Source organism: Pseudomonas sp. LB3P14 (assembly GCF_054898045.1).
On record NZ_CM142714.1, the window covers coordinates 5,765,565 to 5,786,933 of the forward strand.

Annotated in this window: 29 protein-coding genes; 10 read left to right on the forward strand and 19 right to left on the reverse strand. The window is 59.2% G+C overall.

What is annotated here, in order from left to right; all coding sequences use genetic code 11:
- The first annotated feature begins 48 nt into the window (after window positions 1-48).
- The 4 genes from ACYZT5_RS26340 to trmB all read left to right on the forward strand — a co-directional run bounded on the left by ACYZT5_RS26340 (window position 49) and on the right by trmB (window position 2,406).
- Window positions 49-420, forward strand: coding sequence for a DUF423 domain-containing protein (locus ACYZT5_RS26340; protein ID WP_282383189.1), 372 nt, complete (start codon window positions 49-51; stop codon window positions 418-420).
- A 195-nt stretch (window positions 421-615) separates the two neighbouring features.
- Window positions 616-816 carry a sulfur carrier protein ThiS gene (gene thiS / locus ACYZT5_RS26345; protein ID WP_007897898.1) on the forward strand — a complete coding sequence of 67 codons (201 nt, stop codon included), beginning with the start codon at window positions 616-618 and terminating at the stop codon, window positions 814-816.
- A 60-nt stretch (window positions 817-876) separates the two neighbouring features.
- Window positions 877-1,671, forward strand: a complete 795-nt coding sequence (locus ACYZT5_RS26350; RefSeq protein WP_150767690.1) for a thiazole synthase — start codon at window positions 877-879, stop codon at window positions 1,669-1,671.
- A gap of 9 nt (window positions 1,672-1,680) precedes the next feature.
- Window positions 1,681-2,406: a tRNA (guanosine(46)-N7)-methyltransferase TrmB gene (gene trmB / locus ACYZT5_RS26355; protein ID WP_462048046.1), complete on the forward strand. Its 726-nt coding sequence runs from the start codon at window positions 1,681-1,683 to the stop codon at window positions 2,404-2,406.
- Window positions 2,407-2,446: 40 nt separating this feature from the next.
- Here the strand turns inward: trmB and ACYZT5_RS26360 are convergent, their stop codons facing one another.
- Entirely contained in the window at window positions 2,447-3,046 is a 600-nt protein-coding gene (locus ACYZT5_RS26360; RefSeq protein ID WP_462048047.1) for a LysE family translocator, read from the reverse strand.
- Window positions 3,047-3,068: 22 nt separating this feature from the next.
- Complete coding sequence (locus tag ACYZT5_RS26365) at window positions 3,069-3,593, reverse strand: PLP-dependent aminotransferase family protein (RefSeq protein ID WP_462052314.1); 525 nt, start codon at window positions 3,591-3,593, stop codon at window positions 3,069-3,071.
- Window positions 3,594-3,899: 306 nt separating this feature from the next.
- Between ACYZT5_RS26365 and ACYZT5_RS26370 the strand changes: the two genes are divergently transcribed.
- A complete protein-coding gene (locus ACYZT5_RS26370) occupies window positions 3,900-4,352 on the forward strand; it encodes an Lrp/AsnC family transcriptional regulator (protein ID WP_462048048.1) in 453 nt (150 codons plus the stop codon).
- Here the strand turns inward: ACYZT5_RS26370 and ACYZT5_RS26375 are convergent.
- The 9 genes from ACYZT5_RS26375 to ACYZT5_RS26415 all read right to left on the reverse strand — a co-directional run bounded on the left by ACYZT5_RS26375 (window position 4,349) and on the right by ACYZT5_RS26415 (window position 11,072).
- On the reverse strand, window positions 4,349-4,672 hold the full coding sequence (locus tag ACYZT5_RS26375) for a DUF3392 domain-containing protein (protein ID WP_090178584.1): 324 nt from the start codon (window positions 4,670-4,672) through the stop codon (window positions 4,349-4,351). The genes ACYZT5_RS26370 and ACYZT5_RS26375 overlap by 4 nt on opposite strands.
- Before the next feature lie 22 nt (window positions 4,673-4,694).
- Window positions 4,695-5,900 carry a radical SAM family heme chaperone HemW gene (gene hemW / locus ACYZT5_RS26380; protein WP_462048049.1) on the reverse strand — a complete coding sequence of 402 codons (1,206 nt, stop codon included), beginning with the start codon at window positions 5,898-5,900 and terminating at the stop codon, window positions 4,695-4,697.
- The gene (gene rdgB / locus ACYZT5_RS26385) at window positions 5,897-6,493 is read right to left on the reverse strand and encodes an RdgB/HAM1 family non-canonical purine NTP pyrophosphatase (RefSeq protein ID WP_462048050.1); all 597 of its coding nucleotides are present in this window, start codon (window positions 6,491-6,493) and stop codon (window positions 5,897-5,899) included. The genes hemW and rdgB overlap by 4 nt, the downstream gene beginning before the upstream one ends.
- Window positions 6,490-6,924, reverse strand: coding sequence for a DUF4426 domain-containing protein (locus tag ACYZT5_RS26390; RefSeq protein WP_462048051.1), 435 nt, complete (start codon window positions 6,922-6,924; stop codon window positions 6,490-6,492). Before ACYZT5_RS26390 ends, rdgB begins: the two co-directional genes overlap by 4 nt.
- Window positions 6,925-6,950: 26 nt before the next feature.
- Window positions 6,951-7,571 carry a methionine biosynthesis protein MetW gene (gene metW / locus ACYZT5_RS26395; RefSeq protein WP_462048052.1) on the reverse strand — a complete coding sequence of 207 codons (621 nt, stop codon included), beginning with the start codon at window positions 7,569-7,571 and terminating at the stop codon, window positions 6,951-6,953.
- Between the two features lie 7 nt (window positions 7,572-7,578).
- Window positions 7,579-8,718 carry a homoserine O-succinyltransferase MetX gene (gene metX, locus ACYZT5_RS26400; protein ID WP_462048053.1) on the reverse strand — a complete coding sequence of 380 codons (1,140 nt, stop codon included), beginning with the start codon at window positions 8,716-8,718 and terminating at the stop codon, window positions 7,579-7,581.
- A 191-nt stretch (window positions 8,719-8,909) separates the two neighbouring features.
- The gene (locus tag ACYZT5_RS26405; protein ID WP_462048054.1) at window positions 8,910-9,497 is read right to left on the reverse strand and encodes a YggT family protein; all 588 of its coding nucleotides are present in this window, start codon (window positions 9,495-9,497) and stop codon (window positions 8,910-8,912) included.
- 24 nt (window positions 9,498-9,521) lie between these two features.
- Window positions 9,522-10,340, reverse strand: coding sequence for a pyrroline-5-carboxylate reductase (gene proC / locus ACYZT5_RS26410; protein ID WP_462048055.1), 819 nt, complete (start codon window positions 10,338-10,340; stop codon window positions 9,522-9,524).
- A gap of 51 nt (window positions 10,341-10,391) precedes the next feature.
- The gene (locus ACYZT5_RS26415) at window positions 10,392-11,072 is read right to left on the reverse strand and encodes a YggS family pyridoxal phosphate-dependent enzyme (protein WP_462048056.1); all 681 of its coding nucleotides are present in this window, start codon (window positions 11,070-11,072) and stop codon (window positions 10,392-10,394) included.
- Window positions 11,073-11,128: 56 nt separating this feature from the next.
- Between ACYZT5_RS26415 and ACYZT5_RS26420 the strand changes: the two genes are divergently transcribed.
- Window positions 11,129-12,163: a type IV pilus twitching motility protein PilT gene (locus ACYZT5_RS26420; RefSeq protein ID WP_462048057.1), complete on the forward strand. Its 1,035-nt coding sequence runs from the start codon at window positions 11,129-11,131 to the stop codon at window positions 12,161-12,163.
- Between the two features lie 42 nt (window positions 12,164-12,205).
- Here the strand turns inward: ACYZT5_RS26420 and ACYZT5_RS26425 are convergent, their stop codons facing one another.
- The gene (locus ACYZT5_RS26425; protein ID WP_462048058.1) at window positions 12,206-12,826 is read right to left on the reverse strand and encodes a C40 family peptidase; all 621 of its coding nucleotides are present in this window, start codon (window positions 12,824-12,826) and stop codon (window positions 12,206-12,208) included.
- A gap of 249 nt (window positions 12,827-13,075) precedes the next feature.
- Between ACYZT5_RS26425 and ACYZT5_RS26430 the strand changes: the two genes are divergently transcribed.
- The gene (locus tag ACYZT5_RS26430; protein WP_462048059.1) at window positions 13,076-13,495 is read left to right on the forward strand and encodes an NINE protein; all 420 of its coding nucleotides are present in this window, start codon (window positions 13,076-13,078) and stop codon (window positions 13,493-13,495) included.
- Between the two features lie 117 nt (window positions 13,496-13,612).
- Here the strand turns inward: ACYZT5_RS26430 and ACYZT5_RS26435 are convergent, their stop codons facing one another.
- The 7 genes from ACYZT5_RS26435 to gshB form a co-directional block, all read right to left on the reverse strand.
- A complete protein-coding gene (locus ACYZT5_RS26435; RefSeq protein ID WP_462048060.1) occupies window positions 13,613-14,884 on the reverse strand; it encodes a dihydroorotase in 1,272 nt (423 codons plus the stop codon).
- Window positions 14,881-15,885, reverse strand: a complete 1,005-nt coding sequence (locus ACYZT5_RS26440) for an aspartate carbamoyltransferase catalytic subunit (protein WP_007939362.1) — start codon at window positions 15,883-15,885, stop codon at window positions 14,881-14,883. Before ACYZT5_RS26440 ends, ACYZT5_RS26435 begins: the two co-directional genes overlap by 4 nt.
- A 27-nt stretch (window positions 15,886-15,912) precedes the next feature.
- A complete protein-coding gene (gene pyrR / locus ACYZT5_RS26445) occupies window positions 15,913-16,416 on the reverse strand; it encodes a bifunctional pyr operon transcriptional regulator/uracil phosphoribosyltransferase PyrR (RefSeq protein WP_462048061.1) in 504 nt (167 codons plus the stop codon).
- Window positions 16,417-16,495: 79 nt separating this feature from the next.
- The gene (gene ruvX, locus ACYZT5_RS26450; protein WP_008007435.1) at window positions 16,496-16,933 is read right to left on the reverse strand and encodes a Holliday junction resolvase RuvX; all 438 of its coding nucleotides are present in this window, start codon (window positions 16,931-16,933) and stop codon (window positions 16,496-16,498) included.
- Window positions 16,933-17,505, reverse strand: a complete 573-nt coding sequence (locus ACYZT5_RS26455) for a YqgE/AlgH family protein (protein ID WP_462048062.1) — start codon at window positions 17,503-17,505, stop codon at window positions 16,933-16,935. The genes ruvX and ACYZT5_RS26455 overlap by 1 nt, the downstream gene beginning before the upstream one ends.
- A 215-nt stretch (window positions 17,506-17,720) precedes the next feature.
- Entirely contained in the window at window positions 17,721-18,620 is a 900-nt protein-coding gene (locus tag ACYZT5_RS26460) for an energy transducer TonB (protein WP_462048063.1), read from the reverse strand.
- A gap of 77 nt (window positions 18,621-18,697) precedes the next feature.
- Window positions 18,698-19,651 carry a glutathione synthase gene (gene gshB / locus ACYZT5_RS26465; RefSeq protein WP_462048064.1) on the reverse strand — a complete coding sequence of 318 codons (954 nt, stop codon included), beginning with the start codon at window positions 19,649-19,651 and terminating at the stop codon, window positions 18,698-18,700.
- 234 nt (window positions 19,652-19,885) lie between these two features.
- Here gshB and pilG point away from each other — a divergent pair, with 234 nt between their 5' ends.
- Genes pilG through ACYZT5_RS26480 form a run of 3 tightly spaced genes read left to right on the forward strand, consistent with a single transcriptional unit; the run spans window position 19,886 to window position 21,272 of the window.
- Window positions 19,886-20,290, forward strand: a complete 405-nt coding sequence (gene pilG / locus ACYZT5_RS26470; RefSeq protein ID WP_008152601.1) for a twitching motility response regulator PilG — start codon at window positions 19,886-19,888, stop codon at window positions 20,288-20,290.
- A gap of 57 nt (window positions 20,291-20,347) precedes the next feature.
- Window positions 20,348-20,713 carry a twitching motility response regulator PilH gene (gene pilH / locus ACYZT5_RS26475; protein WP_007897961.1) on the forward strand — a complete coding sequence of 122 codons (366 nt, stop codon included), beginning with the start codon at window positions 20,348-20,350 and terminating at the stop codon, window positions 20,711-20,713.
- A gap of 10 nt (window positions 20,714-20,723) precedes the next feature.
- Complete coding sequence (locus ACYZT5_RS26480) at window positions 20,724-21,272, forward strand: chemotaxis protein CheW (protein WP_462048065.1); 549 nt, start codon at window positions 20,724-20,726, stop codon at window positions 21,270-21,272.
- Window positions 21,273-21,369 lie beyond the last annotated feature (97 nt).

Genomic DNA, 21,369 nt, shown 5'->3' on the forward strand with positions numbered 1-21,369 from the left:
GCGGGCCATTATACAGACCCTGTGAATCGAGTCTGACTGGAGTTCTTCATGCTGCGTGGCTTTCTGATGCTGGCCGCTTTTTTCGGCTTCACCGGCGTTGCCCTTGGCGCGTTCGCCGCCCATGGCTTGAAAAACCGTCTGACGCCCGAATACCTGGCGATTTTCCACACCGGTGTGACCTACCAATTGGTGCACACCTTGGCCTTGCTGGGCGTGGCACTGCTGGCCACACAGATTCCCGGTCGCCTGATCACGTGGGCGGGTGCATCGTTTGTCATCGGCATACTGCTGTTCTCCGGCAGTCTGTACCTGTTGACCATGACCGGCGTCAGTAAGCTCGGGATCATCACCCCCTTCGGTGGGCTGGCATTTCTGGTGGGCTGGTTCTGCCTGGGGCTAGCCGCCTGGCGGTTGAGCTGACCCTGTAGGAGCGAGGCTTGCCCGCGAAGGCGTCGTGTCAGTCACCATCATCAGCGACTGACACGACGCCTTCGCGGGCAAGTCGGATTGCCGCCCACTCGCTCCTACGGGATCGTGTTACAAGACGAATGGCTTGGGTCACTAAGACTGATCGGGCTAGAATGCCAGCCCCTAAAAATGATGGCGGCATTCGGTATGCGCATTCAGTTGAACGGCGAATCCCTTGAACTGCCCGACGGTGAAACCGTTGCGGCCCTGCTGACCCGTCTGGAATTGACCGGACGCCGGGTGGCGGTCGAACTCAATCTGGATATCGTCCCGCGCAGCCAGCACGCTGAAACCACGCTGAATGACGGCGATTCAGTCGAAGTCGTTCACGCTATCGGCGGCGGCTAGTCGCCCGGCCCATAAGGGCACAGAATTCTGCAAGAACCTCACCCCAACAGAGGATTTCCCATGAGCATCGTTCGTAGCGACAAGCCCTTCGTCCTGGCCGGTCGTACTTACCAGTCGCGTTTGCTGGTAGGTACCGGCAAGTACCGCGACATGGAAGAAACCCGCCTGGCCATCGAAGCCTCGGGTGCCGAGATCGTCACATTCGCCGTGCGCCGCACCAACCTCGGCCAGAACCCGGGCGAACCGAACCTGCTCGAAGTCCTGTCGCCGGATCGCTACACCTTCCTGCCTAACACCGCCGGTTGCTTCGACGCTACCGAGGCTGTGCGCACCTGTCGCTTGGCCCGTGAGCTGCTCGGCGGCCACAATCTGGTGAAGCTGGAAGTGCTGGCGGACCAGAAAACCCTGTTCCCTAACGTGATCGAAACCCTCAAGGCCGCCGAAGTGCTGGTCAAGGAAGGTTTCGACGTGATGGTTTACACCAGCGATGACCCGATCATTGCCCGTCAACTGGCGGAAATCGGCTGCATCGCGGTGATGCCGCTGGCCGGTCTGATCGGCACGGGCCTTGGGATCTGCAACCCGTACAACCTGCAGATCATCCTTGAAGAAGCCAAGATTCCGGTGCTGGTGGATGCCGGTGTCGGTACCGCTTCCGACGCCACCATCGCCATGGAACTGGGTTGCGAAGCGGTGCTGATGAACTCGGCCATCGCCCATGCCCAGCAGCCGGTCATGATGGCTGAAGCCATGAAACACGCCATCGTGGCAGGTCGTTTGGCCTACCTCGCCGGCCGCATGCCGAAAAAACTCTATGCCAGCGCCTCCTCGCCGCTGGATGGTCTGATCAAGTAAGAGCCATTGATGACTGAATCAAACGACACGCCTATCCAGACGGAAGAAGGCGAAGAGCGCCAACACCGCCGCATCAAGAGTTTCGTGATGCGCGCCGGGCGCATGACCGAAGGCCAGCAAAAAGGCCTGGAGCAGGGCACGCCGCTGTTCGTGCTGCCCCTGGCCGATGCGCCGGTGGACTTCGATCAGGTGTTCGGCCGTTCGGCGCCGCGCTCCCTGGAAATCGGTTTCGGCATGGGCCATTCGCTGCTGGAAATGGCCGCGGCCTCGCCGGAACAGGATTTTATCGGCGTGGAAGTGCACCGTCCGGGTGTTGGCGCGCTACTCAATGGCGTGCTCACTCAGGGCCTGACCAACCTGCGGGTCTACGATTGCGATGCGATCGAAGTGCTCAACCGCTGCGTGGCCGACAACAGCCTCGATCGCCTGATGCTGTTTTTCCCGGACCCATGGCACAAGAGCCGTCACCACAAGCGTCGTATCGTGCAGGCGTCGTTCGCTGAACTGGTGCGCAGCAAGTTGAAGGTCGGCGGTGTGCTGCACATGGCCACCGACTGGGAACCGTACGCTGAGTACATGCTGGAAGTGATGAACGTTGCGCCGGGTTACCGCAACCTGGCCGAAGACGGCCAGTGCGTCCCGCGTCCGGCCGAGCGCCCGATCACCAAGTTCGAACGCCGCGGCGAACGACTTGGGCATGGGGTTTGGGATTTGAAGTTCGAGAAACTGGCGTAATGTTCGGGAGCGGCTGGTCCGCTCCGGTGCAGTTTGAATCTCAGAGCAATAGCGACCAGGCGACGCTGGATATCATCAACATAGCAAAGCTAATGTTGAGTGTTCGATTCCAGCGTGGTCGGATAAAAAAGCGTCTTAAGTGATTACCGGAACAAAGCCAAAGAAAATCAAACGTAATGCAGATCCCCATACAGCTAGCAATCTTGAATACCAAGTCCCATGATTGTGGCAGCCCCAGCGGGAATCCCCCCAGCAATGCCGCAAAGACGGCATAAGCTTTTATATTGGTAACGCCAATAATAAATCCGGCGTCCCATCGTGGTGCAGCAATCGTTGTTGCACTGTTGATAGGTGGAGTTCGAGCAATCGACCACGCGAGCAGTACTATGTAAGCCGCCGATATCAGTCCCAGCCCTGCTGCAAGTATCGGAATCTTCTGGATCAGTAGGAAGATACCTGACGCCACCAAGCTAATTGAAATTGCGAGACCCGCCATGATTCCGAAAAAGAACATGAGCGATCGCTTGAGTCCGTAAACCGCGCCGCTAGCCGCCAGAGCCATTGTCGCAGGGCCAGGACTTGCAAGTAGCGCGGAGGCTGCTATCAAAAAAGAAAATGTCGAAGTTGTCAGAATGCTCATAGGAGAAACCTTAAAGGGAGTTTCAATGAGTACCGCTGTCGTGGCAGAAATAGAGTGTTCTGAAATCTTTCATGAATTCGACTACTTCTTGAGCAATCAAGGCAGGGCTGCGTGAGTGTTGCAAGACTTCGGTTATTTTTTCTGCAATCCACGCCATGTGGTGCTCCTTCATTCCCCGTCGTGTGATTTCGGTGGTGCCTAGCCTTATCGCACTCTGATTTTCAGGGCCGTCTTTCGGCAATCCCCAACTAAGTGGTGTTTTATTGCATATGATATTTGCTGATTCTAAGAGTCTTACTTCATAAGCTGCGCTATCCAGATAAGTCGATTGAAAAACAATCTGGTGAGTGGCGGTATAATTACGCTCGTGAAATAGAACATTCAACCCGCGCTTTCTTAACTCCATGCCCAATCGTTGCGCATTTTTTACCACTTGGGCCATATAAGCCCTGCCAAACTCGATTATCTCGGTTGTTGCCACCGCCAACGCGGCAACCCGATTGATTTGGTGGCTGCCAGTAAGCGTCGGGAAGAGGCTAAGATAAATCGTTCTGCGTCGACAATATCATTAAGTTTAATAAGGCCATCTCTGGCAAAGTTGTTTCTAAGTGTAGATGCCCGATGCTCGGGAAATAGATTTGAAAGATAGCAGGCAAACAGATTCTCGTCGGGCTCAAGTTTCATTTTGATACCTCGTCATCTCATTCTGAGTTTTGTGTAGTATTTTTCTATAACACTGCGTGGCGGTTTGTTGAGTGTATGAGTTGAACTGTCGACGTGCTATGAGTTTGATTGGCATGCGACAAGATTAACGAGTGCACCTTCATAGACCCGTTTTCGAGAGGCCATCAGTTTGAAAAACCTTATTAAAAAAGAGTCGGTGCTTGACCCACTCGACAAGATCATCATCACGGTGCTGAGCGGCAATGCCAGGCTGTCGGTAAAGGCATTGAGCCGGCAGGTTGGCCTTTCTGCACCCAGTTGCGGGGAGCGACTCAGGCATCTGGAGAAAACGGCTATCAAGGGTTACTGCGTTGATGTCGATCCCGAGGTGGTCGGTTATCGGTTGCAGATGATTGTTCGAATGCGCTCCAATCCCGGTCAGATGCCAACGGTGGAGCAACTACTGAGGGAGACGGGGGAGTGCGTCACCTTTTACAAGGTGACGGGGGATGACGATTTTGTCTGCGTGATGTATCTGCGCTCAGTCGACCATCTAGACGAACTGCTGAGCCGCTTTGCACCCATGGCAGCCACTCATACGTCATTGATCAAAGCGATGGAGCGCAAGTTGCCGCCGCTTTAGCGGCGGTCGGCTACTACGCCAATCAACACCAGCACCACCAACAACACCGGCGCCAGGCTGTAGTTGTTGAACTGGCTCAGGCCTTTGATGATCCACGGTGTGGCGTAGATCAGCGCGACGCCGCTGCCGACCATGCACAGCAGGGCCATCAGCGGGACGCGCAAGGCGCCGGCGATGCTGCCCAGGCGTTGGTCGACCCAGCCTTTGATATCGGCGCCAAACAACACCAGCAGGCAGCCCACCAGTGCCAGAGCGATTTCCGACAGGTTGCTACGGCTCCAGCGGGACGCGGTGGCGAGCAGGTCGAGTATCAAATCCATTCGTTTTCCCTTAAGGCTGAAATCAGCTCAGAAATGTCTGCAGCAAGTCATTGAGAAAGAGTTGTCCGCGCTCGGTGGCCGCCAGACGTGACGGTTCGACCTGCAACAAGCCACTTTGTTCGGCGACCCGGCGGCCTTCGGCGAGGCTTTCCAATGCAAGCCCCGTGCGTTCCGGATACAACCGCGATTCAACGCCTGCCGTCAGGCGCAAGGCGTTCATCAGGAACTCGAATGGCAGCTCTTCATTGGTCAGGGCTTTTTCCCCGGCCTTGAAGCTTTTGGCCGGGTTGAGGTAGTCCTTCGGCAGACGGGTCTTCCAGGTACGGACGATGCGTCCGTCCGGATGGCTGAGCTTGCCGTGAGCCCCGGCGCCGATGCCGATGAAGTCGCCGAAACTCCAGTAATTGAGGTTATGCCGCGCCGGACGATCGGGCTGGGCATAGGCAGAAACTTCGTATTGCGCGTAACCGTGCTCGGCCAACAGCGCCTGGCCGGCTTCCTGAATGTCCCACAGCGTGTCGTCTTCCGGCAGCGTTGGCGGCTGGTTCCAGAACACCGTGTTCGGTTCCAGGGTCAGCTGATACCAGGACAAGTGGGTCGGCTTCAGGGCGATGGCCTGGCGCAGGTCGCTCAGGGCGTCGTCCAGGGACTGATCGGGTAAACCGTGCATCAGGTCCAGATTGAAGTTGTCGAACCCGGCCTGACGGGCCATGCCAGCGGCACGTACCGCTTCGTCACCGTTGTGAATCCGCCCCAGGGCCTTGAGTTTCTCTTCCTGAAAGCTCTGGATGCCGATCGACAGGCGATTGATGCCCAGCGCCCGGTAGGCGACGAACTTCTCTTGCTCGAACGTCCCCGGGTTGGCTTCCAGAGTGATCTCGATGTCACTGGCGAACGGAATGCGATGCTCGACGTCTTTGAGCAAACGGCCCAACGCTTCGGCGCTGAACAGGCTCGGCGTGCCGCCACCAAAGAAGATCGAACTCAACTCACGGCCATAGACCGCATGCAGGTCCTGATCGAGGTCGGCGAGCAGCGCGTCCACATAGTCTTCTTCCGGCAGCACCGGGCTGGCGGTGTGGGAATTGAAGTCACAATAAGGACATTTGCGCACACACCACGGGATGTGGATGTACAGCGCCAAGGGCGGCAGCGTTGGCAGTGCGGCCCGAGGCGATTGTGCGTCGCCGCCGAAGATCAGCGGCGACGCGGACGATTCATGGGTCATTTCAAGCCCAGACGCTGGCGCAGCAGATCCATTGCACGGGCGCGGTGGCTGATGAGGTTCTTGTCGCTCGGGCTCAGTTCGGCGCTGGAGCAATCGCGCTCCGGCACCCAGAACAGCGGATCGTAACCAAAACCGTGCTTACCGCTGGCCGCCGGCAGGATACGCCCGTGCCACAGGCCTTCGCAGAGGATCGGCAACGGATCGTCGGCATGACGCACCAGCGCCAGCACACAGACGAACTGCGCACCGCGTTCGGTTTCCGGCACGTCTTTCAACACATCGAGCAGTTTGGCGTTGTTCGCCGCATCGCCCTGGCCGTCGGCGTAACGGGCCGAGTAGATACCCGGCGCACCACCGAGGAAATCCACCGCCAACCCCGAATCATCGGCCAGCGCCGGCATACCGGAGATGCGCGCGGCATTGCGGGCCTTGAGGATGGCGTTCTCGACGAACGACAAGCCGGTTTCTTCAGGCTCGACGCTGCTGAACTCGCCGATCGAGCGCAGTTGCACCGATTCGCCGAGCATGGCCTGAAGCTCCTTGAGTTTGCCGGCGTTATGGCTGGCCAGTACGAGTTGCGTGAAGTTCATCATTCGCCGGGGAAAAGCTCTTGGTTGAAATTGATGGTGTTGGTTTTATCGCCGTTCTTCACGTTGATCTGGAAGGTACGGGTTTCCTGCTGATCGACCGGATATTGCGCGATGTAGTAGACAGCGCCCTGTTCGGTGATCTGTTTGAATTTCAACGAGACGCTTTGGCTGGTGAGGTCTTTGACCGTACCGTTGACTTCAGCGGTCAGAGGCTTGCCATCCTTGAGCACGGAGACGTTGATCACACCCTGGTTTTTGCTTCGCGTCAGCCCGGCCGCTTTGGCGATGTCCGGTGTCAGGAAGGTGGAGTTGAAGGTGTTGTAGTGCACCGTCACGTCGCCAAAGGTTTCCTGGCGCTCGCCTTTGATGACGTCAGCGGCCATGGCGGTGACGCTCAGGCAGGCAGTAAGTACAAACAGCGCTAGACGACCCATGTTCGTTCTCCTCGAAGTGTCGTGACTTAGACCGCGACCTTGTGGTCTTGCAGCCCTGGGCTGCTGACGCGGTAAATACCGATTTCACCTAATAGATTAGGCCATAGCTTACTGGCCCACCCGTGGCGGTGCTGTTGATCCACGGCAAGCCGATCAATGACCCTGGCTTCACGTTCGCGACACAACGCTTCAAAGTCTTCGAAGGTGCAAAAGTGGATGTTCGGTGTGTTGTACCAGGTGTACGGGAGAAAATCGGACACCGGCATCCGGCCCTTGCTCGCCAGGTACCAGCGGCAGCGCCAGTGACCGAAGTTGGGGAAGGTGATGATGCACTGGCGACCGACCCGCAGCATTTCGTCGAGGATCTTGTCCGGGTAGTGCACGGCTTGCAGTGCCTGGGTCATGACCACGACGTCGAAGCTGTTGCTGGCAAAGTTGCCCAGGCCCTTGTCCAGGTCCTGCTCGATGACGTTGATGCCCTTGGCCACGCATTCGGCAATGTTGTCCGGGTCGTTTTCCAGGCCATAGCCGGTGACTTGCTTGTGGTCGCGCAACCAGGTCAGCAACTCGCCATCACCGCAACCGAGGTCGAGCACGCGGCTGCCGGCGGGGATCCATTCCTGGATGATTTCCAGATCAGCTCTCATGGCTTTCTCACAACGTAATTCGGTTCATGTAGTTGCTGAATGCCTGCAGGTAGCGCGGGATCGGAATCAGAAAGGCGTCGTGGCCTTGCGGAGCGTCGATCTCCAGGTAGCAGACGTCTTTCTTGGCCGCCATCAGCGCGTCCACCAGTTCCCGCGAGCGGGCAGGGGAGAAGCGCCAGTCGGTGGTGAAGGACATCACGCAGAACTTGGCCTGGACATTGGCGAAGGTTTTCGCCAGGTCATCGTCGAAGTTCGCCGCCGGATCGAAGTAGTCCAGCGCCTTGGTCATCAGCAGGTAAGTGTTGGCGTCGAAACGACCGGAGAACTCTTCGCCCTGATAACGCAGGTAGCTTTCGACCTGGAACTCGACGCTGTGGAAGTCGTAGTTGAGCTTTTCGCTCTTCAGGCCCCGGCCGAATTTCTCGCCCATGGAGTCGTCGGACAGGTACGTGATGTGCCCGACCATCCGCGCCAGCATCAAACCGCGCTTGGGGATCACGCCCGCTTCCTGGAACGAACCGCCGTGGAATTCGGGGTCGGTGAGGATCGCCTGGCGCGCCACTTCGTTGAAGGCAATGTTCTGCGCCGACAGCTTGGGTGCCGAGGCGATGGCCAGGCAGTGCCGAATGCGATCAGGGTAAGTGATGCTCCACTGCATGGCCTGCATGCCACCGAGACTGCCGCCAATCACGGCGGCCCATTGGCTGATGCCCAGCAGATCAGCCAGGCGCGCCTGGCTGTGAACCCAGTCTTCTACGGTCAGTACCGGGAAGTCGGCGCCAAACGGCTTGCCGGTGTCCGGATTGACGCTGCTCGGGCCGGTGGAACCATTGCAACCACCGAGGTTGTTCAGGCTGACCACGAAGAACTTGTTGGTGTCGATCGGCTTGCCGGGGCCGATGCAGCTGTCCCACCAACCAGGCTTGCGGTCGTCGGGGCTGTGGTAACCGGCCGCGTGGTGGTGCCCGGACAAGGCGTGGCAGATCAGCACGGCGTTGCTCGCCGTGGCGTTCAGCGTGCCGTAGGTTTCGTAGATCAGGTCATAAGCTGGGAGCGAACGGCCGCAGGCCAAGGCCAGGGGTTCGCTGAAGTGCGCCACTTGCGGCGTCACCAGACCAACAGAATCGGGGGGGAAGGCAGCTGGCATCGACCCTGCTCTCGTTGAAATGAGGCGTAAGTCTAAAGACCGCTGCCCCTAGCAGCAAGCGACTACCCATGATCGTTCCCACGCTCTGCGTGGGAATGCCTCAACGGACGCTCCGCGTTCGGCTTTGGAAGGGACGCGGAGCGTCCCGGGCTGCATTCCCACGCAGAGCGTGGGAACGATCACACACCGGATCAGACCAGGCCGAGCAGCCCCTGCGGCATGAAGGCAAAGTACGCAATGCGTGGGATCAGCCAGCTTTGCAGCAACTGGATCACGATAAACGCGAAGATCGGCGAAATGTCGAGACCACCCAGGTTTGGAATGAGCCGGCGGAACGGGGCGAGTACCGGTTCTGTGATCTGAGCGACCAACTCTGCGCCCGGATTGTGACTCCCTGGCGCGACCCAGGACAGAATCACACTGATGATCATCGCGTAGAACAGAATGTTCAAAAACAGCGAGAAGAGTGCGATCAGTGCCCAAGGCACCAAAAGCAACCAGTCGACCATAAAGCCTTTGAACAGCAGGATGACCGCTATCAGCAGCATTTGCACAATCAGCGCCAGAACCAGCGACGACATGTCCAGTCCGAACATGCTCGGGATAACCCGGCGCAGAGGTTTGAGCAGTGGTTGAGTGGCTTTCACGATGAACTGGCAGAGCGGATTGTAAAAATTCGCCCGAACCAGTTGCAGGATGAAGCGCAGCAGCACGATCAGCAGGTACAGGCTGCCCAGGGTTTTGATGATGAAAATGGCAGCGTCATTGAGTCCGAGCATCATTGATTCCTTTGTAAGAGCTGATTAGCGACCGAGCTGCTCTGCCATCTCGGCCGAGCGGTGCGCAGCGGCGCCGAGTGCTTTTTCTACCAGGGCTTCGAAGCCGCCGGCCTGGAACGACTTGATCGCCGCTTCCGTCGTGCCTGCAGGCGACGTCACGCGGCGACGCAGTTCAGCAGCGTCGACGTCACTGGCCACGGCCATGTGAGCAGCGCCCAAAGCGGTTTGCAGGGTCAGTTGTGCAGCGGTTTCCGGCGGCAGGCCAAGTTTCACGCCCGCGGCGGTCATGGCTTCGATCAGCAGGAAGAAGTACGCCGGGCCCGAGCCGGAAACGGCGGTGACCGCGTCCAGTTGTTGCTCTTCGTTCAGCCACAGAGCAATGCCGACGGCCGACAGCAGCTCTTCAGCTTGCTGGCGTTGTTCAGTAGTCACTTGGGCCGTGGCGAACAAACCGCTCACGCCCTGACGCAGCAGCGCCGGGGTGTTGGGCATGCAACGCACGATCGGTTGGGCACCGAGCCAGTTGTTCATGCTGGCGCAGGTGATGCCGGCAGCAATCGAGACCACCAGTTGATTCGGCTTGAGGCTTGGGCGAATCGCTTCGCAGACGGCTTTCATCGCTTGGGGTTTGACCGCCAGTACGACAACTTCGGCGCCCTGGATGGCTTCGGCGTTGTCGGCGAATACTTCGATGCCGTGTTCAGCGTTTACTTTGGCGCGGGTTTCAGCGCCCGGATCGCTGGCGCGGATCTGCGCGGCGTCCAGACCTTTGGCGCGCAGGCCACCGATCAGGCTGGCGGCCATGTTGCCGGCACCGATAAAGGCAATACGAGTCTTGCTCATGTCAGGTCCTTATAGAGAGGTGAGTCAGCCACGTTATGGCTGACCATGCATTTAATGAGAACCACGAGCGCCAAACAGGGCTGTGCCGATGCGGACCCAGGTGGCGCCTTGAGCGATGGCCGACTCGAGGTCGTGGCTCATGCCCATGGAAAGTGTGTCGAGCGGCAGGTTCAGGCTGGCTTGCAGGCGCTGCACGGCAGCAAAAGCGGCATCCTGGGCGGCACGATCTTCAGTTGGCTCGGGGATTGCCATCAACCCGCGCAGCTTGATGCGTGGCAGTTCGCTGATGGCATTGGCCAAGGCTGGCAGGTCGGCCGGGGTGCAGCCGGACTTGCTGGCTTCACCGCTGACGTTGACCTGGATGCAGATGTTCAGTGGTGGCAAATCGGCAGGACGTTGTTCGGACAGGCGTTGTGCGATTTTCAAACGATCCACGGAATGCACCCAGGCGAAATGCTCGGCGATAGCGCGAGTCTTGTTCGATTGAATGGGGCCGATGAAGTGCCAGATCAAGGGCAGGTCGGCCAATTCGAGCTGTTTGCTCAGGGCTTCCTGCAGGTAGTTCTCGCCAAAGTCGCGGATACCGGCGGCATACGCTTCACGCACGGCCTCGGCCGGCTTGGTCTTGCTCACGGCCAGCAACTGGACGCTGTCTTCGTCGCGCTTTGCGGCGACGGCAGCGGCGTGGATGCGTGAACTAACCTGAAGAATGTTGTCTGCTATCGTGGACATCAAGAGGCGCCAGCGGTCTGAAGGTTGGCGGCATTCTACTGGAATTGGGGAGCGCTATGGATATCACTGAACTGCTGGCCTTTAGCGCTAAACAAGGAGCGTCTGACCTGCACCTGTCCGCCGGCTTGCCGCCAATGATCCGCGTCGACGGCGACGTGCGCCGCATCAATTTGCCGGCCCTGGACCACAAGCAGGTTCAGGCCCTGATCTACGACATCATGAACGACACTCAGCGGGTGGACTTCGAAAAGCACCTGGAAACCGATTTCTCCTTTGAAGTGCCCGGCGTGGCACGCTTTCGGGTTAACGCGTTCAACCAGAATCGTGGTGCCGGCGCGGTGTTCCGGACCATTCCGTCCAAGGTCCTGAGCATGGACGACCTTGGTATGGGAGAAGTGTTTCGCAAGATTACCGAAGCTCCGCGGGGGCTGGTGCTGGTGACCGGCCCGACCGGTTCCGGCAAGTCCACCACCCTGGCGGCGATGATCGATCACCTGAACACCCACCGCCATCAGCACATCCTCACGATCGAAGACCCGATCGAGTTCGTCCACGAGTCGCGCAAATGCTTGATCAATCAGCGTGAAGTCCATCGTGATACTCGCAGTTTCGCCACGGCGCTACGCTCGGCCCTGCGGGAGGACCCGGACGTGATTCTGGTCGGTGAGATGCGGGATCTAGAGACCATTCGGCTGGCGTTGACCGCCGCCGAAACCGGTCACCTGGTGTTTGGCACGCTGCACACGACCTCAGCGGCAAAAACCATCGACCGGGTGGTGGATGTGTTTCCGGGGGACGAGAAGTCTATGGTCCGTTCGATGCTTTCCGAGTCGTTGCTGGCGGTGGTGTCGCAGGCGCTGGTCAAAAAGATCGGCGGCGGGCGGATCGCAGCCCACGAAATCATGCTCGGCACGTCAGCGATCCGTAACCTGATCCGCGAAGACAAGGTGGCGCAGATGTACTCATCGATTCAGACCGGGGGGAACCTGGGAATGCAGACGCTGGATATGTGCTTGAAGGAGCTGGTAACCAAGGGGTTGATCAGCCGCGAGCAAGCGCGGGAGAAGGCGCGTTCGCCGGATAACTTCTGAAAGAAGTTGATCGTTCCCACGCTCTGCGTGGGAACGATCAGGTTAGCGCTGAACAACCTGTATGGCGTTCTTCTCTTTAGGCATAACCCGCTTGGCAACCACGTAGTGGCTTTCCCAGTAGGGTTTCTTCAGAGTGTCGATGCTCACCGACTTGCCACGGCGTGGTGCGTGGATGAAGCGGTCGTTGCCCAGGTAGATGGCAACGTGATTGACCCGACGGCTCTTGATGTTGAAGAAAATCAGGTCGCCAGGCTTCAGATCCTTGCGATCGACTTTCTCCCCATGACCGCTGGCCATGGCGTTGGAGGTGCGCGGCAGGTCAAACGTAGCGTCGTTGAACGCGTATTTCACCAGGCCACTGCAGTCGAACCCTTTGCTTGGGCTGCTGCCACCCCAACGGTATGGAGTACCGAGGACGTTAACTGCACGGCTCAGCACATTGCTGCTTTCCTTGGCCGCCATCGGCGGTATCAGGCTGCTTTTGTTGCTGCTCAGCTGGGGAGAGCGTTTTACGCTCTGTTTGTTTTTGCTCGAAGGAGCAGAAACATGGGATTTTTGGGTGTAACCATTAACGTTAGGAAGACGTTGCTCACGATTGGTGGCGTGGGCGGCCAGTGGCATCAAAAGGCAAATGGTTAGCCATGTCTTGAAAAATGGACGCATTAGGCAAGGCTCATATAAGTTAGCGCGCAACTTTATAACAGCTTTTTTGTCCCTTCCGAGGCCGTTGGTCGATTCAACTTGAGGTCAACGGAACCAAATTAGCGGCAAATGGACGCAATTGTCGGACACAAGTCAGGTGGCACAAGGCTTTGACGGGAGACAAGGTAACATCTGCCATACGTCGGCCACCTGTAAAAAAGTCACAAAGAATTCAAGAATATTTATCTATCGTGTGAATCGAGGTCCTTCATGAACACCTATCAACAGCCCGTTCCGCATCAAGACACGCACAGCAAAGTGATCGGTTACCTGCTGTGGATTTTGGGTTTTACCGGCGCTCACCGCTTCTATTACGGCAAGCCGGTGACCGGGACGATCTGGTTCTTCACCTTCGGTTTATTGGGTATCGGTTGGCTGATTGACGTGTTTCTGATCCCGGCCATGGATCGTGAAGCGGACCTGCGTTTTACCGCCGGACCTATCGAGTACAACGTGGCGTGGATTCTGCTGACGTTTCTTGGGGTATTTGGCGTACACCGGATGTATCAGGGGAAGTGGATCAGCGGATTGCTGTACCTGGTGACGGGCGGGTTGTTCTTTCTGGGGGTGCTGTATGACTTCTGGACGCTGAATGATCAGGTGTCGATTCGCAATGCGCAGAGCCGTTGATGATCGTTCCCATGCTCTGCGTGGGAATGCCTCACCGGACGCTCCGCGTCCGCTCTTGGGACGCGGAGCGTCCCTGGCTGCGTTCCCACGCAGAGCGTGGGAACGATCAGATTGCGCTTATGCCTGATGGCTAATCCGCCCATCCACCAGGGTGTAACGCACCACACCCGGCAGGCTGTGGCCAATGAACGGGCAGTTTTCGCCCTTGGACAGCCAGGTCTCACCGGCCACGGTTGAAGCCGCCGGATCGAACAGCACGATGTCCGCCGGTCCACCCACCGCCAGTTTGCCCGCCGGCAGGCGCAACGCCTCGGCAGGTCCGGTGCTCAAACGCGCCAACAGCGTTGGCAGGTCCAGCAAACCGTCTTCCACCAGTGTCATCGCCAACGGCAGCAGCAGTTCAACGCTGCTGATGCCCGGCTCGGTGGCACCGAACGGCGCCAGTTTGGCGTCCCGCTCGTGGGGTTGGTGATGACTGGAGATCGCCGACACCACACCCGATTTCACAGCTTCACGCAGGCCGTCGCGGTCGGCGCGGGTGCGCAGCGGCGGCTGGACGTGATAGAGGCTGCTGAAGTCGATCAGCGCTTCGTCGGTCAGGATCAGCTGATACAAGGCCACATCGGCGGTCACCGGCAGCCCGCGAGCCTGGGCCTGAGCGATCAGGGCCACGCCACGAGCGCTGGTGAGCTGACTGAAGTGCGCGCGCACGCCACTTTGCTCGACCAGCAGCAGATCCCGGGCCAGCGCCACGGTTTCAGCGGTTTCCGGAATGCCCGGCAAACCGAGGAAGCTGGCGGTCGGGCCCTCGTGGGCCAGGCCACCTTCGGCCAGGTCACGGTCTTGAGAGTTGAAAATCACCGTCAGGTCGAATGTCGCCGCGTATTCCAGCGCCCGGCACAGCGTGCGGGTGTTGCGAAAGCTCTCCAGGCCATTGCCGAAGGCCACGCAGCCGGCATCGCGCAGGGCAACGAGCTCTGCAAGCTGTTCGCCGTCCAGGCCTTTGCTCAGGGCACCGATCGGGAAGACTTTGGTGTTGCCGGCCTCGCGGGCGCGGTCGAGGATCAGTTCGGCCACGGCCGAGGTGTCCAGCACCGGTTTGGTTTTCGGCGGGCAGCACAGGCTGGTGACGCCACCGGCGGCGGCGGCGCGGGTTTCGCTGGCAATCGAACCTTTACGGCTGTAACCCGGTTCGCGCAAGGCGACGTTCAGGTCAACCAGCCCAGGGGCCGCGACCAGGCCTTTGGCGTTGATCGTGTCGACGGCGACAAAACCGGCCGGCGCAGCGCCAAGGGCGACGATCTTGCAGGCTTCAACGTGGATATCGGTCACTTGATCCAGGCCGCTGGCCGGATCGATGACGCGGGCGCCGAGAATGCTGAGTTTCACTGGGCGTTCTCCTGCTCGAATTGGCGCTGGGCAGTCTGCCCGCTCATGGCCATGGACAACACAGCCATACGAATCGCGATGCCGTAGGTGACCTGGTTGAGAATCACCGAGTGCGGGCCGTCGGCCACCGCCGACTCAATCTCCACACCGCGGTTGATCGGCCCCGGATGCATGACGATGGCATCCGGTTTGGCGCCGGCCAGGCGCGCGGTGGTCAGGCCGAACAAGCGGTAGAACTCGCCTTCGCTCGGCAACAGGCCGCCGGTCATGCGCTCGCGTTGCAGGCGCAGCATGATCACCACGTCGACGTCTTTCAGGCCTTCGGTCATGTCGGTGTAGACCTTCACGCCGTATTGCTCGATGCCGATTGGCAGCAGGGTTTTCGGCGCGATGACGCGGATGTCCGGGCAACCGAGGGTTTTCAGGGCCAGCATGTTCGAGCGCGCCACCCGCGAGTGCAGGATGTCGCCGACGATGGCCACCGAGAGGTTTTCGAAGCCGCCCTTGTGCCGACGGATGGTGAGCATGTCGAGCATGCCCTGGGTCGGGTGGGCGTGACGGCCGTCGCCGCCGTTGATGATCGCCACTTGCGGGCAGACATGTTCGGCGATGAAGTGCGCCGCGCCGGAATCACCGTGGCGCACGACGAACATGTCGGCGGCCATGGCTTCAAGGTTGCGCAGCGTGTCGAGCAGGGTTTCACCCTTGCTCGCCGACGACGTGGACACGTTCAGCGTGATCACGTCCGCCGACAGCCGCTGGGCTGCCAGTTCGAAGGTGGTGCGGGTGCGGGTGGAGTTCTCGAAGAACACATTGCACACGGTCTTGCCGCGCAGCAACGGGACTTTCTTCACCGCCCGGGCGCCGACTTCGAGGAACGAGTCGGCGGTGTCGAGGATTTCCGTCAGCAGCTCGCGGCGCAAACCGTCGAGCGAGAGGAAGTGGCGCAGCTGACCCTGATCATTGAGCTGCAGCGGGCGCTTGGTTTCTAGAGGCGTCATCGCGAGGGGGACTCTCAATAGGGCGAATTAAAGGGCGAGGTCTTGCAGTTCGAGCTTGAGTTCCGGGCCGGACAGCTTCACGCGTTCGTGGGCCGCCAGCGACAAGGTCGCACCGACCACATTCGGGCGGATCGGCAGCTCGCCGGCGTCCAGGTCCAGCAGGCACACCAGCGTCACGCTGGCCGGACGGCCGTAGTCGAACAGTTCGTTCATGGCGGCGCGGATGGTCCGACCGCTCATCAGCACGTCATCGATCAGCACCAGGTCCTGGCCTTCGATCTCGAACGGCAGCGCGGACGGGCGCACTTGCGGGTGCAGGCCGTTCTGGCTGAAATCGTCGCGGTAGAAGGAGACGTCCAGGGTGCCCAAGGGCGAGTCGCTGCCCAGTTCATCGAGCAACGCCTGGGCGACCCAGATGCCACCGGTACGAATACCGATGTAACGCGGTTCGCTGATGCCACGGTGTTCCAGGTGTGCTTTGAGACGGATTGCCATCTGGCTGATCAGTTCGGCGGGATTGGGCAGGCTCATGGTTGCTCCTTCTTGGGCCCGAGCCGGGTCTTGGCGGATGTGGCTCGGGTTGTAGCTAATAGAGACGAGGTCTGGCTCTTCAGGATTCGAACAGTGCGCTGTTTTCGTCGAGCCAGCCTTGCAGCAGCAGGGCGGCGGCGATGGCGTCCACCGGGTTGTCGCGGTAACTGCCTTTCTGGCCGCCACGGACCAGACGCTCGCCCTTGGCCTCGAACGTGGTCAGACGCTCATCGTGGGTATAGAAGGGCAGGTTGTAGCGGCCGTTCAGGCGGCGGGCGAACTTCTCGGCGCGCAGGCACATGTCGCTCGGTGTGCCGTCCATGTTCAGGGGCAGGCCAACCACCACGGCATCAGGCTTCCACTCTTTAATCAGGGCTTCGACCTGATTCCAGTCGGGGATACCATTTTGTGCCTTCAAGGTGCACAGCTCGCGGGCCTGGCCGGTAATTACCTGGCCAACCGCGACGCCGATCTGTTTGGTGCCGTAGTCGAAACCCAAAATCAGGCGCAGGGCCATCAGGCGTGCCCCGCCTGGCTGGTTAGCAGGCTGAGATTGACGCCCAGGTGCTTGGCCGCTGCTTCCAGGCGCAGTTCGCTGCTGGTGTTGAACAAAATATCGGCTTCGAACGGGCAGGTCAGCCAGGCGTTCTGGGCCAGTTCGGCTTCAAGCTGCCCGGCTTCCCAGCCTGCGTATCCGAGGGCGATCAGGCTTTTCGCCGGACCGACGCCGTCGGCGATGGCGAACAGCACGTCCTGAGAAGTCGACAGGGCCAGTTGCTCATCGAGCTCAACGGTAGCCTGATAACTCTGCCCGGTGGGGTGCAGCACAAAACCGCGATCGGTCTGCACCGGGCCGCCGATGAAGATCGGCACATGCTGGCAGAGCACCGGCGGTTCGATGTCGGGGCGCAGTTGCTCGAGGATATCGGCCAGATTGAGGTCTTGCGGACGATTGACCACCAGCCCCATGGCACCATTGGCCGTGTGCTCGACGATGTAGGTCAAGGTGTGCGCAAAGTTCGGGTCGACCATGTGAGGCATGGCGATCAGGAAGTGATGCTTGAGGTAGCTGGGGCTGACGTTCTTCATGAGCGCTAGTGTGGCGTTGGAGGGGCGAACTGACAAGCTGGGGATGCGTCGGAAATGGCTTCGATGGTGTCTTTTTGGTGTGGTATTGCTTGAGGGCCTCTTCGCGGGCAAGCATCGCTCCTACGGGATTAGTATGTACCGCGAAAATGGCGTATGACCTGTAGGAGCGAGGCTTGCCCGCGAAGGTGTCGGCCCGATCACCACAAATCAATCGGTCAATTACTGGACAACCGGTCCCCGCGAGCAAACTTCCAGGTCCGAATAATTTCCAGACGATCGATATCCGACAAATCCCCGGTAAACGGCGAAAACGGCGCCGCCAGACGCACGATGCGCTGGGCGGCCTGATCCAGCAGCGGTTGCCCGGATGACTCCAGCACCAGCACTTCATAGAGCGAGCCGTCGCGGTTGATCGAAACCATCAGGCGCAAATTGCCGTAGATCTGCTGGCGTCGCGCTTCGTCGGGGTAATTCAGGTTGCCGATGCGCTCGACCTTTTTGCGCCACTCGTCCTTGTACCAGGCGCCCTTGTCGCGCATGGTCGACGCGGCGCTCAGGCGGTGGATGCGCGGGCGCTTGGCATACAACTGTTGTTCTTTGGCCAGTTCCGCTTCCAGGCTGGCAATGTCGGTGGACAGCTGTTCACTGTCGAACGTCGGCGCAGCCACTGCGGGTTTGGTGACGGGCTTGGGTTCTTCGGTTTTGGCCGCGGCTTTTTTCGGCTTCGGCGCGACGGTCGTCACGGCTGCCTTGGGCGCCGCTTCCTTCACTTCGGGCTTGGCCGCCGGCGGTGGGGTGACTTTCTGCACCTTGCTGTCCTGGAAAGGCGCGACCTCGGTGGTCTTGGGAATCGCCTTTTTATCCAGGGTGCCGCTGCCTTGCTGATTTTCCTGGGCGAGGAAATCGGCTTTTTCGGGCTTCTTTTCGCTCTTGAAGGTGGCGAGGGTGATTTCCAGGGTTTTGCTGATTTGCTTGGGTTCGACCATGGTGAACCCGACGCCCAACAGCAAGGCCAGGTGAATCAGCGCCGCGAGAAACAGGGTAAAACCGAGGCGATCGGCCGGGCGCACGCCACGGTGGGCGAGTTCAGCGGGCAGATCGGACGGGAGTGTCATGACAAAAAAACCAACATCGCGTTTTTCACAGGCCGCGGATGATAACGCAATGTTGGTTAGATCTTGGCTGTTCTATATCAACGAGCCTTGAGCTTCTGATCGATGGCATCCATCAGCAGGCCGCCGATGTCGGTGCCGAACGCATTATCAATTTCGCGAATGCAGGTCGGGCTGGTGACGTTGATTTCCGTCAGATGCTCGCCGATTACGTCCAGGCCGACGAACAGCAGGCCTTTCTCGCGCAGGGTCGGGCCGACTTGTGCGGCGATCCAGCGATCTTTCTCGGTCAGCGGTCTGGCTTCGCCACGGCCGCCGGCGGCGAGGTTGCCACGGGTTTCACCGGCGGCAGGAATTCGTGCCAGGCAGTAATCCACCGGCTCGCCGTCGATCATCAGGATGCGCTTGTCACCTTCAACGATGGCCGGCAGATAACCCTGAATCATGATCTGCTGCTTGCCATGCAGGGTCAGGGTTTCGAGGATCACCGACAGGTTCGGGTGGCCAGCGGTGTGACGGAAAATCGATGAGCCACCCATGCCGTCCAGCGGCTTGAGGATCACGTCGCCGTGGTGATCGGCGAATTCACGCAGTACGTCCGGGCGACGGCTGACGATAGTCGGCGGCGTGCACTGCGGGAACAGCGTGGCGAACAGTTTTTCGTTGCAGTCACGCAGGCTTTGCGGCTTGTTGACCACCAATACGCCAGCACGCTCGGCCTGCTCCAGCAGGTAAGTGGAGTAGACGAACTCCATGTCGAACGGCGGATCCTTGCGCATCAGGATCACGTCCAGGTCGCTCAGCAGCGCGTCGGTCTCGGCTTCCAGTTCGAACCATTTTTGCGGGTTGGCGAAGACTTTCAGCGGACGCATCCGCGCACGCGCTTCACCTTCGGCCTGGTACAAATCACTCTGTTCCATATAGAACAGTTCCCAGCCGCGCTTCTGTGCGGCCAGCAGCATGGCCAGCGAGCTATCCTTTTTATAGGAAATGCTGGCAATAGGATCCATGACAATCCCGACGCGAACGCTCATGGGTTTTTCCTCGAATTTGGGTGGTCCGAATGGACACGAAAAAGTGGCGTCAGATTGGCGCTGAGTGTGTTCCCGGTCAAGGAAAAACCACCGCGCCAGTCGCCCGATAGATTGGATTTGGAGACTGTGCTAAAAAGGCTGCCATATCGTGCCGGCCCTTGAACATCAAGGGTTTCGAGCCTCCGGTTATCGGAAATGGACAATTTGATTCGCAAAGGCGACGGCAGAGCATTTATGGAACAGCATTCCAGCGCCTTGAAGGTCATGGTGATCGACGATTCGAAGACGATTCGCCGCACCGCCGAAACGTTGTTGAAGAACGTGGGGTGTGAAGTGATCACGGCCATCGATGGTTTCGATGCCCTGGCCAAGATTGCCGACAATCACCCCGGCATCATCTTTGTCGACATCATGATGCCGCGTCTGGATGGCTATCAGACCTGCGCTTTAATCAAGAACAACAGTGCGTTCAAGTCCACGCCAGTGATTATGCTGTCGTCCAAGGACGGGCTGTTCGACAAGGCCAAGGGACGCATCGTCGGCTCCGACCAGTTTTTGACCAAGCCTTTCAGCAAGGAAGAACTGCTGAACGCGATCCAGGCCCATGTACCGGGCTTCGCCGCCGTTTTGCCGCAGTAGGACACGCACAGTGACGCTCGGCCAGCGGGCCCGGCGTCGACAAGAATGGGGAAGACCATGGCACGTATTCTGATCGTCGATGATTCGCCGACTGAAATGTACAAACTGACCGGCATGCTGGAAAAGCACGGTCATGAAGTGTTGAAAGCCGAAAACGGTGCCGACGGTGTGGCGCTGGCCCGTCAGGAAAAACCCGACGCGGTGCTGATGGACATCGTCATGCCCGGCCTCAATGGTTTCCAGGCGACTCGCCAGCTGACCAAAGACCCGGAAACCGGGCATATCCCGGTGATCATCATCACCACCAAGGATCAGGAAACCGACAAAGTCTGGGGCACGCGCCAGGGCGCCAAGGATTACCTGACCAAACCGGTCGACGAAGACACCCTGATCAAGACCCTGAACAACGTGCTGGCCGGTTGATCGTCCGGCCATGACCGAGTCGCTGACTGCCTTCGAACTGCTGCTGCAGATCGACCAGCGTTGTCGTCTGCTGGCGGCGGACTTGCCGTCCCAGCCGACCCGACAAGACAGTTGGAGTGGCATCGGCTTTCGGCTGGGCGAGCACTGGTACGTCGCGCCCATGGGCGAAGTCAGCGAAGTCTTGCATGAGCCGCGCTTCACCCAGTTGCCGGGGGTCAAACCTTGGGTCAAGGGCGTTGCCAACCTGCGCGGACGGCTGCTGCCGATCATGGATTTATGCGGCTTCTTTTCTGGTAATGAGCTTGGCCATGAACTGTCAACTCAACGTATGCAGCGGCGAGTATTGGTGGTAGAGCACAACGACGTGTTTGCCGGGTTGATGGTCGATGAAGTCTTCGGCCTCCAGCACTTTGCCCAGGACAGTCTGGAGCCGGTAGATACCTTGAGCGGCCCGATTGCACCGTTCATCAAAGGCCGGTTTCAGCGCGAGCAGAACTGGGAGGTGTTCAGCCCGTTTGCATTGGCGCAGTCGCAGAGCTTTATGTATGTAGCGGTATGACCCATGTGGGAGCGAGCCTGCTCGCGAAGCGGTTGCTCATTCAACATTGATGTCGACTGACACACCGCTTCGCGAGCAGGCTCGCTCCCACAAAGGA